Raw genomic sequence first — 17475 nt, 5'->3', positions numbered from 1 at the left:
CTTAGCGAGCCTTCTTCACGTGACGGCTACGGATGATGAACTTGTCCGTGGCCTTGTTCTTGCGGGTACGAGAACCCTTGGTGTCCTTACCCCACGGCGTAACCGGGGTACGACCGCCCGAGGTCCGGCCTTCACCACCACCGTGCGGGTGGTCGATCGGGTTCATGGCGACGCCGCGGACGTGCGGACGCCAGCCCATGTGACGCTTGCGGCCGGCCTTGCCCAGGTTCTGGTTCATGTGCTCGGGGTTCGACACGGCGCCGACAACGGCCATGCAGCCGTCCAGAACCATGCGAAGCTCGCCCGAGCCCAGACGGATCTGAGCATAGCCCTGGTCGCGACCGACCAGTTGAGCGTAAGCGCCGGCCGAACGGGCCAGCTGAGCGCCCTTGCCCGGCTTCATCTCCACGTTGTGGATGATGGTGCCGACCGGCATGGAGCGCAGCGGCATGGCGTTGCCCGGCTTCACGTCGACCTTTTCACCGGCGACGATGGTGTCGCCGGCGTGCAGGCGCTGAGGCGCGATGATGTAGGTCTTCTCGCCGTCGGCGTAGGTCACCAGGGCGATGAAGGCGGTGCGGTTCGGGTCGTACTCCAGACGCTCGACCGTGCCGACCACGTCGAACTTGCGACGCTTGAAGTCGATCTTGCGGTACAGGGTCTTGGCGCCGCCGCCGCGGAAGCGGACAGCGATGCGACCGCCCTGACCACGACCGCCCGACTTGGTCAGGCCTTGGGTCAGCGACTTCTCCGGGCGGCCCTTGTGCAGCTCGGAGCGGTCGACCAGCACCAGGGCGCGGCGGCCCGGCGACGTCGGATTGTAATGCTTCAGAGCCATGGTCTTAGAGCCCCGTCGTGACGTCGATCGACTGGCCGTCGGCCAGCGTCACGATCGCTTTCTTGATGTCCACGCGGCGACCGAGGATGCCCCGGAAGCGCTTGGTCTTGCCCTTTTGAACCAGGGTGTTGACCTTGAGGACGTTGACTTTGAACAGGCTTTCGACCGCCGCGGCGATCTCGTCCTTGGTCGCCGTGCCGGCGACGCGGAAGACGACCTTGTTCTGCTCCGACAGGATCGTGGCCTTCTCGGTGATCACCGGAGCCAGGATGGTGTCGTAGTGCTTGGCGGTGGGTTGAGCGGCGGCCATTATGCGGCTTCCTTCTCAGCGAAGCGCGCCTCGATCGCCTCGACGGCGGCCTTGGTCAGCACCAGTTTGTCCGCCCGCAGGATGTCATAGACGTTCAGGCCGGCGTTCGGCAGCACGTCGATGTGCGGGATGTTGCGCGCGGCCAGGCCGAAGTTGGCTTCGACTTCCGGACCCGCGATGATCAGAGCCTTGGTCCAGCCCAGCTTGCCGAAGGTCTCGCGCAGCGAGGCCGTCTTGGCTTCCTTGACCGAGACGCTGTCGACGACGACCAGGTCGCCGGCCTTAACCTTGGACGACAGGGCGTGCTTCAGCGCCAGGGCGCGGACCTTTTTCGGCAGCGAGAAGCCGTGGTCGCGAACGACCGGGCCGAACGCCGGCGAACCGCCGACGAACTGGGGCGCACGACGCGAGCCGTGACGGGCGCCGCCCGTGCCCTTCTGCTTGTACATCTTCTTGCCCGTACGAGAGTTCTCGTTGCGGGTTTGAACCTTGTGGGTGCCGGCGCGGCGCTTGGCCAGCTGCCAGTTGACGTAACGGGCCAGCAGGTCGCCGCGGATGTCGGAGATGCCGAAGACGGCGTCCGACAGCTCAACGTCGCCAGCAGCCTTGCCGTCGAGTTTGATGACCGAGAGTTTCATTACGCTTCACCGCCTTCGGTCGCTTCAACGGCCGGAGCTTCTTCAGCCGGCGTGGAAGCGGGTTGAGCAGCGACCGACTTCACGGCGCCCGGGAACGGGGCGTCCGAAGGACGGGCCTTCTTGATGGCGTCGCTGATCTTGACGTAGGCGCCGTCGTGACCCGGGACAGCGCCCTTGATCAGGATCAGGCCACGCTCGGCGTCGACGCGGACGACGGTCAGGTTCTGGGTCGTGACGACTTCCTGGCCCAGATGGCCGGCCATCTTCTTGCCCTTGAAGACCTTGCCCGGGTCCTGACGCTGGCCGGTCGAACCGTGCGAACGGTGCGAGATCGACACGCCGTGCGACGCGCGCAGACCGCCAAAGTTCCAGCGCTTCATGGCGCCCGCAAAGCCCTTACCGATGGTATGGCCCTGGATGTCGACCTTCTGACCCGCGAGGAAGTGGTCGGCCGTCAGTTCGGCGCCCACGTCCAGCAGGGCGTCTTCGCCCACGCGGAACTCGGTCACATAGGCCTTCGGCTCGACCTCGGCCTTCGCGAAAGCTTCGCGTTGAGCCTTGGCCGTGTTCTTGGCCTTCTTAACGCCAGCGCCCAGCTGAAGGGCGACGTAGCCGTCGCGCTCCTTGGTACGTTGGCCGACGACTTGGCAGCCGTCGAGCTGGAGCACAGTGACCGGAACGTGTGCGCCGTCATCGGCGAACACGCGGGTCATCCCCAGCTTCTTGGCGATCACGCCCGTGCGCATGTCGGATCCCGCCTCTTTCTTTCTTAGATCTTGATCTCGACGTCCACGCCGGCGGACAGGTCGAGCTTCATGAGCGCGTCCACGGTCTGCGGAGTGGGGTCGACAATGTCGAGCACGCGCTTGTGCGTGCGGATTTCAAACTGCTCGCGCGACTTCTTGTCGACGTGCGGCGAGCGGTTCACGGTGAACTTTTCGATCAGGGTCGGCAGCGGGATCGGACCGCGAACGGTCGCGCCCGTGCGCTTGGCGGTGTTGACGATTTCGCGCGTCGAAAAGTCGAGGACGCGATGATCGAAGGCCTTGAGCCTGATGCGGATGCTTTGATCCATATCGGTTGTTATTCCCATGCGGCCGGAGCCGCGTCCCTGTGAACCATTTCAAAGACCGAAGCCTCGGGACGAAAACTCACCCCCAGGAAACGCAAATCCGCAAAAACGAGCGGCCCACGCAGTCCCCCGCGAAGGCCGTAAGTTCCCAAGAAGCTGCAAAGAACAGTAACTTAGGTCGTTCCTGCGGACCGCGTCTGCACCCGAAAGTGCACAGCCGGTCCAACAAGAGGGGCGCTTATGCCCTCCGATTCCGTTTCCGTCAAGCGCGGAAATCCCCGCCCCGTCGGGGTTTGCGACTCATCGCCCTCTCGCCGTCTCTCGGACGCTTCGCCGCAGCATAACACGGGCTGATCGTTAGGAACTGAGGCAGGAAAGCGGCCAGATGAACGCCACGGAAAGGCGCCGCCGCAATACCCGCCCCATACTGACGCAGTTATGCCGCAATGCGTCTCTTTTGGGCAACATCGCCCCGGATGTGACTGCCACATGACATGTTTGTTACGGCAAAGCGCCAAACAGCGACCTATGTCTCGCCCATCGCCGGACCGGCTGAGCTTGTTCGGCGGCAGTACATAAGGACAAGAAAATGAAAACCGTCTTTCTCGCTTCGGTCGCCGCCGCGACCCTGATCGCCGCTCCCGCCTTCGCTCAAGACGCCATCGGCTCGGTCGGCGTCGCCTACAACTACGCTGACGTCGAAGGCACCGACGTGAACCGCGGCGTCATCGACGGCACCGTCGCTTCGCCGGTGTTCGGCGACTGGACCGTCACCTTCAATGCTGAAGCCGCCTACACGGACGTCCAGCACGCTGGCGACGAAACCACCCTGGCCGGCGCCGTGCACCTGTCGAAGAAGATCGAAGACATGCGCTTCGGCGGCTTCTACGGCGCTTCGGAAGCCCTGGGCGGCACCATGACCACCTTCGGCCTGGAAGGTCAGAAGTACCTGGACCGCGCCACCCTGACGGGCGTGGCTTCGTACAGCAACCTGCACGACGCCGACATCTGGAACGTGGCCGCCGACGCCGCCTTCTACGCCACGCCGCAACTGCGCCTGAACGCCGGCGCCGCCTACGCCAACGCTGACAACCTGTTCGTCGGCGGCTCGGTCGACGGCTGGTCGGTCGGCGTCGGCGCCGAGTACCAGTTCGCCGACACGCCGTACTCGGTCTTCGGCGGCTACGACTACGCCAAGTCCTCGGACCTGGACGTCGACGCCAACGTCTTCAAGATCGGCATGCGCTACAGCTTCGGCGGCGGTCTGCAAGCCCGCGACCAAGCCGGCGCCAACCTGGGCCGCACGGCCAACGGCGTCGCCGCCCTGTTCGGCAACTAAGCGATCTTCGCGGTCTTCGGACCGCACGGATCAACGAAACCCCGGCGGAGCGATCCGCCGGGGTTTTTGTTTGAGCGCGGCCTGCCGGATTCCGGGCACGAAAAAGGCCCGGGGGGTTCCACGCTCCCGGGCCTTCTTCTTCAGGGGCTTCGCGGCGTCAGCGACCGATACGAAGGTCCCCCGATCCCACGATCGAGCGCGACACCCGACCGGTCGCCTCGGCCACGCGCACGTCGCCCGACCCGGCGATGGCCGCCGAGACGTCGCCCGCCGTCCCATCGAAGCGCACATCGCCCGAGCCGCCGATGGAGACCTTCAGATTCGAGGCGCTGCCGCCGCGCACCTTCACGCCGCCGGACCCGCCGATGGCGATTTCGGTCTCGCCGTCCACACGGGCCACATCAATGCTGCCCGAGCCGCCCACATTGGCCTCCAGCGCGCCGGTCGCCCCCGCGTAGATGGAGCCCGAGCCGCCGACGGCCGCTTCCAGGTTGCGGGACATGCCGGCCCGGATGCTGCCCGAGCCGCCGACCGACAACTCCACATCTCCATCGACATTGGCGACCGTCCAGGAGCCGCAGCCGCCTGTGCCCAGATCGACCGAGCGTGCGCCGCGTCCGACGGCGCCGAACACCGCCCCGCCCCCATTGACGTCGACGTCTCGCGGCGTGCGCAGGACGATCAGCGGCGCGTCCTCCATCCGGATGCGGCCCTTGCCGCGCACCTCGACCGTGGCCCCGTCGCCCGGCTGACGGGCGTCCGCCGGACCGCTGTTGCAGGAACCGATCTGGCCGCCGCCGAAGCTCATGCCCCGACCGCGTCCCAGACCGCCGTCGATGCGGACCTGGCCGCCCCGACGCTCGAGGCGCAGCTCCGGCAGGCCGGCCGAGCCCGGCGTGATCTCGACGCCGACGTCTGCACGGTCTTCCGGAATGACGATGACGCGCGCCACGGCGTTGCGGATGGTCACTTCGTCGGCCAGGGCCGGCGCCGCCAGAACGGCGGACGCGGCCAATGCGGATCCCATGGCGGCGGCGATTGCAGCGGGTTTCATCAGCGAGCTCTCCCTGTCTCTGTGTCCAGGGAAGACTGAGGGCCGCCCGCCGCAAAGTCAGTTTAAATCGAGGTCATGAACCCCTTTTAACCTAAGGCCCGGTTCAGCCTGCAGGGGTGTCGACGCGGTTCGGCAGGGCCGCCGCCCCGTCCGTCGCCCCGACGGCGGGCTCGAAATCTCGCTCAAAGGCGGCGATGCGGCTCTTCATCAGCCCGGCCCGCTTCAGCGCCACCGAAGCCGCCCAGCGCGCGGCCAATTCCGGCTGGCTCATGCGGTCCGTCGTGCGCGGCTCCCCTCCCCGGCTGCGCAGGAAGGCGTTGGTGTAGAGCGCCCCGTTGCGGATGCGCGAAGGCCAGCTCTGGAACTCCACCGACAGGGAGACGCAGAAACGGTCCAGGTTCTCCACCCGGTGCGGGGCGTAGAAGGGCCAGGTCAGCGCCTGCCCCGGCTCCAGATCGACGATGCGGGCGTCGTCCTCGAAGGCGCGGCGATAGGGAATCTCCTCGGTGGTCTGGCGGGTGACGACCTGCTCCATGCTGCGCTCGGGCAGGTGGGCCTCGTCGCCCGGATAGACGAACAGGCGCTTGCGACCGCGCATGTGCAACAGCACCACGCCGCCCGCGTCGAAGTGATAGGGCACCCGCGCCTTGGGCGAGGACAGGATGAGCTGACCGCTGGCGCTGGCCGCCTTCAACCCATAGCCGCCCAGGATGCGCTCGAAGTCGACCATGGCCGCGCGCCACAGTTCGGGCCAGCCCTGCTCGACCTTGCGCATGTTGACCCACAGGCGGCCCTGCTGGATCGCCTCCAGCAGTTCGGCCCCGTTCAACCGGCCCCGCGCGCCGGTGCGCAGGCTGACCTGTCCCTCGTCGTCGTAGTCGTACAGGTTGATGTCGAACAGGTCGGCCGGATAGCGGTCCAGCACCTCGGCCAGAGCCTGATCCTCGGCGAAACCGTCGGCGACCAGGGCGTGAGGATGCACCTCCGCCTGGGTGATCGGGCCCGCATAGCGCGTCATGGAAGCCGTCATTCCGCTTTCCTCCTCAATCGGCCCCGCCGGCCGCCTTCTGTTTCCGCACCATGTCGGCGGCGGCGCGCAGCGCGCCCGAGGCCCGACCGGCCAAGCTCGTCTCACAGGCCTCGACCACGGACCAGCGACGCCGCGTACTCGTGCGCAAACGCTCCGCCCGCGCGGAGCCCAGCACGCCCAGGGCGGCGCTCGTCGTCGCGCACAGCGCCCTGCCTGGCCCCGGCCGCGCCACAACGCCCTCGACGGTCGCCAGGCCGCCGTCATCATAGTATTTCTTGTAGTTGCCGCCCACGCCCACGCCGTAGTCGAAGACTCGGTAGCCGCGCTCGGCGCCCAGCCGGATCGTCTCCTGGGTCAGCACGATGCCCGGCGACCAGCGCGCGACCTCCTGGTTGTAGACTGGGAACCACAGGTGGAAATGACGCCCCGCGTGCATGGAATACTCCATCGCCACGACCCGTCCATCGACACGCAGCACCGCCATCGAGGCGCCGAAGCCGTCTTCGCCCTCGCTGTCCATCAGGGCGTGCAGCACCTGGCCCGTCCAGCCGCAGGCGAAGATGTCGTGATGGCCGGTGCGGCGATACTGTTCGCTCTTTTCGATGATCAGGCGTTCCAGCAGGGCGTGATCATGCAGGCCGATTTCGATCTCAACCGTCTTGAAGGCGCCGTTCAGCCCTCGCCGCGACCGCTCCTTGTCCTTGAAGTATTTCGGAAAGGCCTTCCGTCGCCGAGCGTACCAGGCGTCGAAGCCGCCTTCGTCAGGCACGATGGAGACCACGCTGTGGTTGCGCGGCATCGCTTGCGGAGCCTCGCCGATCCACGCGGCGGCGGCGAAACGCGGAGCGCCGATCAGGACGGCCGCTTCCTGCATCGAAGGCTTGTCGTCGCGCGGGCCGATGACCCCGTGATAGTCGTTCATCGGCGCGGCCAGGGGCTGGACCGTCCCGCCCCGGCGCTGATGCGGATAGTAGCCGACCACCCGACCGTCCCGTTTGAAGACAGCCAGCGCGGCGCCGGGACAGATCGCCCCGGCCGTGCGCGAGAACTCCCAGCGGAAATAGGGGCTGCTCAGATCAGCATCTGCCCGCGCCCAATCGTTCCATTGCGCGCCCTCCTCAGCCGACAGGTCGGCCAGGCTGCGGATTTCAACTGATAATGGTCCCGACATGACGCTCCCTTCAGAACGATCACAGCAAGTCCCGTTCCAGTCGGGCCTGATAGAGCCAAGCCCTTGAGGCCGGGTTAGCGTCCGGCCTCTTTGCGAAAGATCGGAGCCTCACGGCGCCCGCCGCATTGTCTTCCTCAGGAGGTCCCCATGACGACGCCACGCCCCAAATCCCGCGAAACCGAGAACGAGAACCAGCGCCCCGACAAGCCCGGCAGTCCGCCGCGCCCCGCCACCGAGCCCAAGGACGCCAAGGGCAGCAGCAACTCAGGCCGCACCGACACCGATCCCGCGACCGGCGCGCCGAACGACTGAATGCAAAACGGCCCCCGGATCGCTCCGAGGGCCGCTCTGTACGCTTACGCTACTCTTACTGTGCGGCCTCAGGGGCCGCTCATCGATTACTCGACGATCTTGGCCACGACGCCGGCGCCGACGGTGCGGCCGCCTTCACGGATGGCGAAGCGCAGCTTCTCTTCCATCGCGATCGGCGTGATCAGCTCGACGTCCAGCTCGGCGTTGTCGCCCGGCATGATCATCTCGACGCCTTCCTTCAGGCGCACGATGCCGGTCACGTCCGTCGTGCGGAAGTAGAACTGCGGGCGGTAGTTCGTGAAGAACGGCGTGTGACGGCCGCCTTCTTCCTTGTTCAGGATGTAGGCCTCGGCCACGAACTTCGTGTGCGGGGTGATCGAACCCGGCTTGCACAGCACCTGGCCGCGCTCGACGTCTTCACGCTTGGTGCCGCGCAGCAGCACGCCCACGTTGTCGCCGGCCTGGCCCTGGTCCAGCAGCTTGCGGAACATTTCCACGCCCGTGCAGGTCGTCTTCTGGACCGGACGGATGCCGACGATTTCGACTTCCTCACCGACCTTGACGATGCCGCGCTCGACACGACCCGTCACCACGGTGCCGCGGCCCGAGATCGAGAACACGTCTTCCACCGGCATCAGGAACGGCATGTCGATCGGACGTTCCGGCTGCGGGATGTAGCTGTCGACCGCCGCCATCAGCTCCAGAACGCGCTCGGCGCCGATCTGCGGGTCGCGGTCTTCCACCGCGGCCAGGGCCGAGCCCTTGATCACCGGAATGTCGTCGCCCGGGAACTGGTACGAGCTCAGCAGCTCGCGCACTTCCATCTCGACCAGCTCCAGCAGTTCCTCGTCGTCGACCATGTCGACCTTGTTCAGGAACACCACCAGCGCCGGAACGCCGACCTGACGCGACAGCAGGATGTGCTCGCGCGTCTGCGGCATCGGGCCGTCGGCGGCCGAGCAAACCAGGATCGCGCCGTCCATCTGAGCCGCGCCCGTGATCATGTTCTTCACGTAGTCGGCGTGGCCCGGGCAGTCCACGTGCGCGTAGTGACGGTTCGCCGTCTCATATTCCACGTGCGACGTGTTGATCGTGATCCCGCGCGCCTTCTCTTCCGGCGCGTTGTCGATGTCGGCGTAGTTCATCGCCTTGCCGCCGCCGGCCTTCGACAGCGTCATCGAGATCGCCGCCGTCAGCGTCGTCTTGCCGTGGTCAACGTGACCGATCGTGCCGATGTTCACGTGCGGCTTCGTGCGTTCGAACTTTTCCTTGGCCATGGCCAAACTCCTGTGGCCCGGGTCCGGAACGGAGGGGCGCTGTGCTCAGTTCATAAAACCTGGAGCGGGTAGCGGGAATCGAACCCGCGTATTCAGCTTGGAAGGCTGCTGCACTACCATTGTGCTATACCCGCACGAAGAATGCGGTTGCACCGCCCTTCAAATGAAGAGCGACGGTTCCGCACCCGATTCCTATCTGGACTCCCGGCCCGTCGGGCATTGGAGGCGCGTGGTGGGGGAAGCAGGACTCGAACCTGCGAAGCTTACGCAGCGGATTTACAGTCCGCCCCCTTTGCCGCTCGGGACATTCCCCCAGCGCGCCTATGTCAATGCCGGTCTGGAAACGCCGTGAACAATCTTTCGATCATTCGCGACGAAAGCCTTCGCTGTCGGGCGACGCCTGCAGTAGAGGAAGCGCCTGAACCGAAAGCCCTGGGGCCCAAATCGGAGGCCGTCTTATAGTGTCGTCATTTCGAGAACGCAACGACCGGAAAACCGGTAAAAAACAATCTTTCCACAAGAGGGACGAAGCACGCCCAAATCGGGCTCAAACACCCGCCCCGCAAGGACGCGGCGCAGGCGATGCAGAGCGACGGCCGGCCCGTTCGCGCCCGGACGCCGATAATTTTCTTTGGGGACGCCATCCGGTTCTGGCCGCTTTGGCGAATCCCGCGCGCCGTGGAACCGGCCGTCTGATGGTCACGGAAGACCGGGCCGAGGAGATCCAGCGCGAGAATCTGGCCAACGGGCACCGAATCGAGGTTGTCGATTCGCTCGCCCTGGGCCGGATGCTGCCGGCCGGTGCCGTGCACCAGGGCATGGCCTTCAAGGTCCAGCCGCTGGAAGGCGTCGCTCTGGAAGACCTGGCCGAACCGGCGCAAGGCGTCATCGTCATGCTGGATCAGCTGACCGACCCTCAGAACGTCGGCGCCATCTTCCGGTCGGCCCTGGCCTTCGGCGCGCGCGGCATCGTCGTGCAGGACCGTCACTCCCCCGCCCTGGCCGGCGCCCTGGCCAAGGCCTCCGCCGGCGCGACCGAGCGCCTGCCGTGCGCCCGCGTGACGAATCTCAGCCGCGCCCTTGAGAAGCTGGCCGACCACGGCTGGCGCGCCATCGGCATGGACGGCGGTTCGGACCTGACGCTGGAGCAGGCGCTGGACGCCCGCCCGACCGTCATCGTCATGGGCTCCGAAGGCGACGGGGTGCGTCGCCTGGTGGCCGAGCACTGCGAAGCGATGGCCCGTATCCCCATGCCCGGCGGCTTCGAGAGCCTGAACGTCTCCAACGCCGCCGCCATCGCCCTGTATGAAGCGGCCCGCGCCCAGGGACGCGCAGCCTAGGAATCGGGCCCCCGCGTCAACTCGCCCTGCGGCGACTTGGCGCGGGTCCGGTCGGGCCTTATGAGTCCGGCATGGACTTCCTCTCCAATCCCGAACTGATCAGTCAGGCCTCCGCCCTCGGCAAGGTGCTGATGATCGACCTCGTCCTGGCGGGCGACAACGCCGTGGCCGTGGGCCTGGCCGCCGCCGCACTGCCCCAGGAGCAACGCCGCAAGGCCATCCTGGTCGGCCTGGCCGTCGCCGTGGTCCTGCGCATCGGCCTGGCGCTGATCACCGTTCAGCTTCTGGCCATCGTCGGCTTGCTTCTGGCGGGCGGCTTCCTGCTTCTGTGGGTGTGCTGGAAGATGTGGCGCGAACTGCGTGAGCAGGCCACGCACGACCAGGCCGAAGCCGAAGCCGAAATCGAGCGCGCCATGGCCATGGAGAATGGCGGCGGCCCCTCTCCCGAAGAGCTGGGCCTGAAGCGCAAGACCTTCGGCGCCGCCCTGATACAGATCATGATCGCCGACCTGACCATGAGCCTGGACAATGTCCTGGCCGTGGCCGGCGCCAGTCACGAACACCCGTGGATCATGGTGTTTGGCCTGATCCTGTCCATCGCCCTGATGGGCCTGGCCGCCACCTTCATCGCCAAGCTGCTGAACCGCTACCGCTGGATCGCCTATGTGGGTCTGGCCATCGTCCTGTACGTCGCCCTGCACATGATCTGGGACGGCGGGCGCTCGGTCATCGTGCGCACCGGCCATGCCGACGCCTTCAACGCCTCGGCCCCCGCCTTCCTCGCCATCAGCGCCGAAGAACAGGCCAAGCATATGAAGCATACCGGCAAGGGCGCCGATTCCCACACGCCCCACGCCTTGCCCGGCGGTCGCGAGCGACGCGATCCGCCGCCGCAAACGGTCGAACCTTCGACACCCGCCTCCTAGCAACACGAAAGGCCCGGATCACTCCGGGCCTTCTCCACTTCTACGCCTGGCGCGACCCTAGCTTTCGGCGCCGCCGAAGCGCTCGGTCCATTCGGCGACCTGGGCGTCCTCGATCTTGGCGAACAGCACATGGGCCGAAGCCACGGCCTGGCCGACCGGCAGCGTGTTCAGCAGATCGCCTTCCACGTCCGGCCAGGACAGATCCGTCGCGCCGACCGTGGCCGCGATACGTCCGGCCGCTTCAGGCATAAAGGGCGCCGTGACGCGGGCGAACAGAGCCACCAGGCCGAGGGCCGTGCGCACCACGACGGCGGCGCGCTCGCGGTCCGTCTTCAGCGCCGTCCAGGGAGCGGCTTCCTGCAGATACTCATTGCCCAGCACCCACAGGGCGCGGGCCGCCTGAGCCGCCTTGCGGAACTCCATGGCCTCGAACTCATAGGTCAGGGTCGCCAGCGCGGCCTTGACGTCGGCCGCCAGTTTTTCTTCCAGCGCGCCCGGTTCGCCGCCCTCGGGCACGACGCCGTCGAACTTGGATTCCGTGAACTTGACGATGCGGTTGACGAAGTTGCCCAGCACGTCGGCCAGATCCTTGTTCGTCGTCGACTGGAACTGCTCCCAGGTGAAGGCCGCGTCGGAATGTTCCGGACCATAGGCCGTCAGGTGCCAGCGCCAGTAGTCAGCGGGCAGCAACTCCAGCGCCTGGTCCATGAAGACGCCTCGGCCCATGCTGGTTGAGAACTTGCCGCCGTACCAGTTCAGCCAGTTGAAGGCTTTCAGCTGATCGACCGTCTTCCACGGTTCGCCCGAGCCCAGGAGGGTCGAAGGGAAGCTGACCGTGTGGAAGGCGACGTTATCCTTGCCCATGAACTGGACGTAGCGAACATCGTCCGCCCCCTCGTCCAGACGCCACCAGGAACGCCAGTTCCCGCCCGTCTTCTCGGCCCATTCCTCGGTCGCGCCGATGTATTCGATGGGGGCGTCGAACCAGACGTAGAAGACCTTGCCCTCCATGCCCGGACGCGGACCGCCGTCGGGACCGACGACCGGCACGCCCCATTTCAGGTCGCGGGTGATGCCGCGATCGATCAGGCCCTCGTCAAGATGCTTGTAGGCGATGGAGCGGGCCAGCGGCTGCCACTGGGGCGAGCGGGCGTCGACCCAACCCCGCACTTCATCGGCGATCTTGGTCTGCAGCAGATAGAGGTGGCGCGTGTCGCGGACCTCCAGGTTGCGGCTGCCCGACACCGCCGAATAGGGATTGATCAGATCGGTCGGATCCAGCAGGCGGCCGCAGTTGTCGCACTGGTCGCCCCGCGCCTTCTCATAGCCGCAGTGCGGGCAGGTGCCCTCGACGTAGCGGTCGGGCAGGAAGCGGGCGTCGTCGATCGAATAGATCATCCGGTCGACGCGCTCCTCGATCAGGCCGCGCTCCTCCAGAACCTTGGCGAAGTGCTGGGTCAGGCGGGTGTTCGGGGCGTTGGAACTGCGGCCGAATATGTCGAACGACAGGCTGAAGGCGTCAGCGGCCTTCTTCTGAACCTCATGCTGTTCGTCGCAATAGGTGCGGACGTCCTGACCGGCGGCGGCGGCGGCCAGTTCGGCTGGGGTGCCGTGCTCGTCGGTGGCGCACACATAGAGGACGTCATGGCCTCTCGCCCGCATGAAGCGCGCCCACACATCGGCGGGCAGCATCGACCCGGCCAGATTCCCAAGGTGCTTGATGCCGTTGATATAGGGCAGCGCCGAGGTGATGAGGATGCGGGCCATGGTCTTCCAACGTCTGACAGGGAGGCGTCGGATATAGAGGGCGCAGACCCGAACGTCACCTTTTATGGGCCAAGTGTCTTATAAGACAGACGTCGCCTTTGCCGGGGGCAATCGCCGCGCGATCCGCACAAACCGCCCGGTCAGAAGAGCGCCCGAGATCAGGCTGGCGACGATCACGGCCCAGACCAGGCCGTCCACGCCGATCCTGTGCGCCAGGAACCAGCCCAGCGGGATCATGATCAGGCCATAGGACAGCAGGTGCATCAGCGTCGGCCACACCACGTCTCCCGCCGCGCGATTGGCCTGAGCTGCGACCACCTGCTGGGCGTCCGCGACGAAGAACAGGGTCGCCAGCACCAGCGCCGGCGCCGCGATGGCCAGAATCGCTGGGTCGGTCGTATAGGCGCTGACCACCATCGGCGCGGTCAGCCACAGACCGACGGCGATGATGAAGGCCAGCACCGTCACCACGCCGACGCCCGCCAGCCCGCCTCGCATGACCCCCGCCTTGTCGCCGCCGCCATAGCTGCGGCCGACCAGGACCGCCGTCGCGGACGACAGGCCCATGGGCACCATGAAGACGATGGCGGAAACGTTGATGACCACGGCCCAACTGGCGGTTTCCGCCGCGCCCAGCTGACCGGCGAACAGGGTCATGGCCGCGAAGGCGCCCACCTCGATGAAGTTGGACGCGCCCGCGCCCAGACCGACGCGCATCTGCTGCCTCTCGACCGCCTTGTCGCGCCTGGGCTTGTTGAACACGCCCCAGGCCCGCGCCTCGGGCAGGCGCAGGATGAAGATCACCAGAAAGAGCGCCAGCGCCGTGCGCGCGCCGAACGTCGCCCAGGCCGAGGCCACGGCGCCGTGCAGACCGATGCCCAGCAGGTCCGGCACCAGCAGGAGGTTCAGCGCCAGATTGACCGCATTGGCCACCCACATGGCGACCATGCCCGCCTTGGGCCGGTGCAGGCCTTCAAGGAAGAACTGGGCGCACACCGAGATCAGATAGGCCGGCATCGACAGGGCGAAGACCATCAGGGCGGGCGTCGCGCCCTCGCCCAGGCCGTCCTCCAGCCCCATGTGCACCAGGCCGAAGGGCCCCAGCAACAACAGGCCGATCATGGCGATGAAGCCGATCTGCAGGGCGTAGGTCATGCCGCGCCGCAGCACCGCCCCCACCTCGTCGCCTCGTCCCTCGCCCAGCAGCCGGGCGGTCATGACCTGCACCCCCATCATCAGACCGACCGCAGTCGTCAGCATGACCGAAGACGGCGCCCAGGCCAGGGAGTGATAGGCCAGCTCGCGGCTGGCGTAGTGGCCGACGACGATGGCGTCGGTCAGCCCCATGGTCATGATGCCCAGACGCGCCAGCACGACCGGCCATGCCAGCTTCAGCAGCTCGGACAGGGTGGCGCGATTATGGAAGCTGAACAGGGACTGGACCATCGGAGGCCGCAACAGCCACGCGCGCGGGCGCGGGTCAAATGATTTTCCGGCCGTTTCAGGCGCCTACCAGGCGCCCAGCTCGCGCAGTTCGCGCGCCAGGTCCGGCGGCAGATCCGTCGGCTCGGCGATCGACAGGTCGGGCGGCACGTCCTTCTCGAAATAACGCCAGCCCTGGAAGGGGCGCCGGGCCAGAGGCGCCGTGCGGATGACCTGGCTGTCCAGCTTGATCTCGCAGCGACTGGCCTTGCCCTCGCCGATGGTGGTGATGTCGAGGATGCGCTGACGGCAAGTCACCACGCCCTTCATCACCCAGTACAGCGAACCGCCGTCCTCGATCTCGGCCGCGCGTTTGGGCGTCATGCGGGTGTGGACGATGCGCCAGTCGGACCGGGCGGCGTTCGCCTCCAGCGTCTCGACTTCCGACACGCCGACGCAGAGCTTGATCATGTGCAGGGACATGAGGGGCCTCTAGCATCAGATGACCGGCGACGTCATGGCGGACATTCCGCTCGAACGGCGCCATGCTGCGCTTCATGAGCCTCGACCGCCGTCAAATCATCGCCGCAGGCCTGGGCCTCGCCGCCATGACGGCAGCCCAGCCAACATTTGGAGACCCCCCAATGTACGGACTCATCGGCCAGATAAAGGCCCAGCCCGGCCAGCGCGACGCCCTGGCCGCCATTCTTCTGGAAGGGACCGCCGAAATGCCGGGCTGCTTAAACTATGTGGTGGCGCGCGATTCGACGGACGCCGACACCCTGTGGATCACCGAAGTGTGGGACAGTCGAGACAGCCACAGCGCCTCGTTGCAACTGCCCGCGGTGCAGGCCGCCATCGCCAAGGGCCGCCCGCTGATCGCCGGTTTCGGCAGCCGGACCGAAACAGAGCCGCTGGGCGGAGCGGGCCTCCCTCGCTGACCCGTGCAGCCCGCTCAGCTCCACGGATGAGCGCGTTCAGGCAGCCTCCGCCGCCTTGACCACGGCCAGAACCGCGCCGTCCGTGACCTGATCGCCGACGGCGACGTTGAACTCAGCCACCACGCCGTCGAAGGGCGCGGTCAGGGCGTGCTCCATCTTCATGGCCTCCAGCACCACGACCGGCTGGCCCTTGGCTACCTTGTCCCCGGCCTTGGCGGGCGCGGCGACGATCTTGCCGGGCATGGGCGCGCGCAAGGCTCCGTCGGAGGCGGCGCCGCCCGCCGGTCCGCTGGATTTGCGGCGGTGGAACTCGACCACGTCGCCGTCGTCGAACACCAGAACCCGCCCGGCGTCAGGCGACAGGGTGCTGACCACCTCGCCGTCGACCACAACCACGCCCGGCTCGCCATAGATCTGGGCCGAGCCGAGTTCGCCGCTCACGGTGAAGCTGGACGAACGGCCGTACCAGCCCGGCTCGCCGGTCAGGGTCAGGGCGTGGGCCGCGCCGTCATGATGAACCGCCGTATGCGCCTGGGGCGCCGCGTTCAGGCGGAAACCGAACAGCCCCGCGCGGGCCGGGGCCAGCACATTGTCCGGCGCGTCGAAGGCGGCGGCGTCCGCTTCCAGCCCGATTTGTCCGGCCGCAGCGGCCAGGGCGCGGGCGGAAACCTGAGCCGAGGCGATCAGCGTCCCCTCTTCGGCCGCGATGAAGCCCGTGTCCACGTCGCCTTCGACAAAGCGCGGGTGATCCAGACAGCGCGCCATGAAGCCCGCGTTGGTGCGGACCGGCCAGACCTCGACCTCGCGGCAGGCGTCGGCCAGGCGGGCGGCGGCGGCTTCGCGGCTGTCTTCGTGAACGATCAGCTTGGCGATCATCGGGTCGTAGAACTGGCTGACCTCGCCGCCCTGCATCACGCCGGTGTCGACGCGGATGTCGTCGGGCATGACGAGGTGATCCAGCCGCCCGATGGACGGCAGGAAGCCGTTGGCCGGGTCTTCGGCGTAGAGGCGGGCCTCCATCGCCCAGCCCTTCATCGGGATGTCTTCCTGCGCCAGCGGGATCGGCTGCCCCGCCGCGACGCGCAGTTGCCATTCAACCAGATCGACGCCGGTGATGGCCTCGGTCACCGGATGTTCAACCTGCAGTCGGGTGTTCATTTCCATGAACCAGATGCGGTCAGCCTTCAGCCCGTCGGAGGCGTCGGCGATGAACTCGATGGTGCCTGCGCCCTGATAGTTGACGGCCCTGGCGGCGCGCACGGCGGCGGCGGTGACGGCGTCGCGCGTGGCCTGATCCATGCCCGGCGCCGGGGCCTCTTCGATCACCTTCTGGTGGCGGCGTTGCAGCGAGCAGTCGCGTTCATGCAGGTGGACGACCTCGCCGTGACTGTCGCCGAAGACCTGCACCTCGATGTGGCGCGGGCGGGTGATGTAGCTCTCGATCAGGACGCGCGGGTCGCCGAAGGACGACTGCCCCTCGCGCTGCGCCGAGGCCAGATTTTCAGCGAAGTCCTCGGCGCGGTCGACCTTGCGCATCCCCTTGCCGCCGCCGCCCGCGACCGCCTTGATCAGGACCGGGAAGCCGATGCGGTTCGCTTCGGCGCTCAGCGTCTCCAGCGACTGGTCCTCGCCCTGATAGCCGGGGGTGACGGGCACGCCCGCCTCGATCATCAGCTTCTTCGCCGCGTCCTTCAGACCCATGGCGCGGATCGAGGACGGCTTGGGGCCGATCCAGACGATGCCCGCCGCCGCCACGGCCTCGGCGAAGTCGGCGTTCTCGGACAGGAAGCCATAGCCAGGGTGGATAGCCTCCGCCCCCGTCGCCTTGGCCGCCGCCAGCACCTTGGCCGCATCCAGATAGGAGTCGCGCGCCGCCGCCGGACCGATCAGCACCGCCTCGTCCGCCTCGCGCACGTGCAGGGCGTTGGCATCGGCCTCGGAATAGACGGCGATGGTGCGCAGGCCCATGCGGCGGGCGGTGCGGAAGACGCGGCAGGCGATCTCGCCGCGATTGGCGACCAGGACGGACTTGAACATC

18 protein-coding genes and 2 tRNA genes are annotated in these 17475 nt (G+C 67.1%); 5 read left to right on the top strand and 15 right to left on the bottom strand.

The window, feature by feature from the left end; genetic code table 11:
- Position 1: 1 nt before the first annotated feature.
- The 5 genes from rplB to rpsJ are packed head-to-tail and all read right to left on the bottom strand — an operon-like array spanning position 2 to position 2861.
- The gene (gene rplB, locus ACWIDZ_RS11760; protein WP_291781273.1) at positions 2–838 is read right to left on the bottom strand and encodes a 50S ribosomal protein L2; all 837 of its coding nucleotides are present in this window, start codon (positions 836–838) and stop codon (positions 2–4) included.
- A gap of 4 nt (positions 839–842) precedes the next feature.
- A complete protein-coding gene (locus tag ACWIDZ_RS11755) occupies positions 843–1148 on the bottom strand; it encodes a 50S ribosomal protein L23 (RefSeq protein ID WP_003170030.1) in 306 nt (101 codons plus the stop codon).
- A complete protein-coding gene (gene rplD, locus ACWIDZ_RS11750; RefSeq protein ID WP_338576111.1) occupies positions 1148–1786 on the bottom strand; it encodes a 50S ribosomal protein L4 in 639 nt (212 codons plus the stop codon). Before rplD ends, ACWIDZ_RS11755 begins: the two co-directional genes overlap by 1 nt.
- On the bottom strand, positions 1786–2532 hold the full coding sequence (rplC, locus tag ACWIDZ_RS11745; protein ID WP_453989259.1) for a 50S ribosomal protein L3: 747 nt from the start codon (positions 2530–2532) through the stop codon (positions 1786–1788). Before rplC ends, rplD begins: the two co-directional genes overlap by 1 nt.
- Before the next feature lie 23 nt (positions 2533–2555).
- Positions 2556–2861: a 30S ribosomal protein S10 gene (gene rpsJ / locus ACWIDZ_RS11740; RefSeq protein ID WP_003164367.1), complete on the bottom strand. Its 306-nt coding sequence runs from the start codon at positions 2859–2861 to the stop codon at positions 2556–2558.
- 586 nt (positions 2862–3447) lie between these two features.
- Between rpsJ and ACWIDZ_RS11735 the strand changes: the two genes are divergently transcribed.
- The gene (locus ACWIDZ_RS11735) at positions 3448–4197 is read left to right on the top strand and encodes a hypothetical protein (RefSeq protein WP_453989257.1); all 750 of its coding nucleotides are present in this window, start codon (positions 3448–3450) and stop codon (positions 4195–4197) included.
- Between the two features lie 157 nt (positions 4198–4354).
- Here the strand turns inward: ACWIDZ_RS11735 and ACWIDZ_RS11730 are convergent, their stop codons facing one another.
- From ACWIDZ_RS11730 to ACWIDZ_RS11720, 3 genes are all read right to left on the bottom strand, one after another.
- Positions 4355–5251, bottom strand: a complete 897-nt coding sequence (locus tag ACWIDZ_RS11730) for a GIN domain-containing protein (protein ID WP_453989256.1) — start codon at positions 5249–5251, stop codon at positions 4355–4357.
- A gap of 103 nt (positions 5252–5354) precedes the next feature.
- Positions 5355–6281, bottom strand: coding sequence for a transcriptional regulator (locus tag ACWIDZ_RS11725; protein ID WP_453989255.1), 927 nt, complete (start codon positions 6279–6281; stop codon positions 5355–5357).
- Between the two features lie 13 nt (positions 6282–6294).
- Positions 6295–7452 (bottom strand): GNAT family N-acetyltransferase, encoded by a 1158-nt coding sequence (locus ACWIDZ_RS11720; protein WP_453989254.1) that lies wholly within the window; start codon positions 7450–7452, stop codon positions 6295–6297.
- Positions 7453–7599: 147 nt separating this feature from the next.
- Here ACWIDZ_RS11720 and ACWIDZ_RS11715 point away from each other — a divergent pair, with 147 nt between their 5' ends.
- On the top strand, positions 7600–7764 hold the full coding sequence (locus ACWIDZ_RS11715; RefSeq protein WP_453989253.1) for a hypothetical protein: 165 nt from the start codon (positions 7600–7602) through the stop codon (positions 7762–7764).
- An 86-nt stretch (positions 7765–7850) separates the two neighbouring features.
- Here ACWIDZ_RS11715 and tuf read toward each other — a convergent pair whose 3' ends face one another.
- From tuf to ACWIDZ_RS11700, 3 genes are all read right to left on the bottom strand, one after another.
- The gene (gene tuf / locus ACWIDZ_RS11710; protein WP_338578415.1) at positions 7851–9041 is read right to left on the bottom strand and encodes an elongation factor Tu; all 1191 of its coding nucleotides are present in this window, start codon (positions 9039–9041) and stop codon (positions 7851–7853) included.
- A 60-nt stretch (positions 9042–9101) separates the two neighbouring features.
- Positions 9102–9175, bottom strand: a tRNA-Gly gene (locus ACWIDZ_RS11705).
- 96 nt (positions 9176–9271) lie between these two features.
- A tRNA-Tyr gene (locus ACWIDZ_RS11700) sits at positions 9272–9355 on the bottom strand.
- A gap of 147 nt (positions 9356–9502) precedes the next feature.
- On the opposite strand from ACWIDZ_RS11700, the gene rlmB reads away from it, so the two are divergent.
- The gene (gene rlmB, locus ACWIDZ_RS11695) at positions 9503–10381 is read left to right on the top strand and encodes a 23S rRNA (guanosine(2251)-2'-O)-methyltransferase RlmB (protein ID WP_291783005.1); all 879 of its coding nucleotides are present in this window, start codon (positions 9503–9505) and stop codon (positions 10379–10381) included.
- A gap of 71 nt (positions 10382–10452) precedes the next feature.
- Positions 10453–11307, top strand: a complete 855-nt coding sequence (locus tag ACWIDZ_RS11690) for a TerC family protein (protein WP_453989252.1) — start codon at positions 10453–10455, stop codon at positions 11305–11307.
- Between the two features lie 57 nt (positions 11308–11364).
- On the opposite strand, the gene metG is transcribed toward ACWIDZ_RS11690, so the two are convergent.
- From metG to ACWIDZ_RS11675, 3 genes are all read right to left on the bottom strand, one after another.
- Complete coding sequence (gene metG / locus ACWIDZ_RS11685; RefSeq protein ID WP_453989251.1) at positions 11365–13074, bottom strand: methionine--tRNA ligase; 1710 nt, start codon at positions 13072–13074, stop codon at positions 11365–11367.
- Between the two features lie 78 nt (positions 13075–13152).
- Complete coding sequence (locus ACWIDZ_RS11680; protein WP_453989250.1) at positions 13153–14520, bottom strand: MATE family efflux transporter; 1368 nt, start codon at positions 14518–14520, stop codon at positions 13153–13155.
- Positions 14521–14583: 63 nt separating this feature from the next.
- Complete coding sequence (locus tag ACWIDZ_RS11675) at positions 14584–14979, bottom strand: DUF1489 family protein (RefSeq protein ID WP_312219314.1); 396 nt, start codon at positions 14977–14979, stop codon at positions 14584–14586.
- Positions 14980–15140: 161 nt separating this feature from the next.
- On the opposite strand from ACWIDZ_RS11675, the gene ACWIDZ_RS11670 reads away from it, so the two are divergent.
- On the top strand, positions 15141–15437 hold the full coding sequence (locus ACWIDZ_RS11670) for a putative quinol monooxygenase (RefSeq protein ID WP_453989249.1): 297 nt from the start codon (positions 15141–15143) through the stop codon (positions 15435–15437).
- Between the two features lie 36 nt (positions 15438–15473).
- Here ACWIDZ_RS11670 and ACWIDZ_RS11665 read toward each other — a convergent pair whose 3' ends face one another.
- Positions 15474–17474, bottom strand: a complete 2001-nt coding sequence (locus ACWIDZ_RS11665) for an acetyl/propionyl/methylcrotonyl-CoA carboxylase subunit alpha (RefSeq protein ID WP_453989248.1) — start codon at positions 17472–17474, stop codon at positions 15474–15476.
- Position 17475 lies beyond the last annotated feature (1 nt).

This window comes from Brevundimonas sp. NPDC055311 (assembly GCF_053645695.1).
The sequence above is the reverse complement of the archived record's forward strand: the minus strand, read 5'-3'. Positions and strand labels throughout refer to the sequence as shown.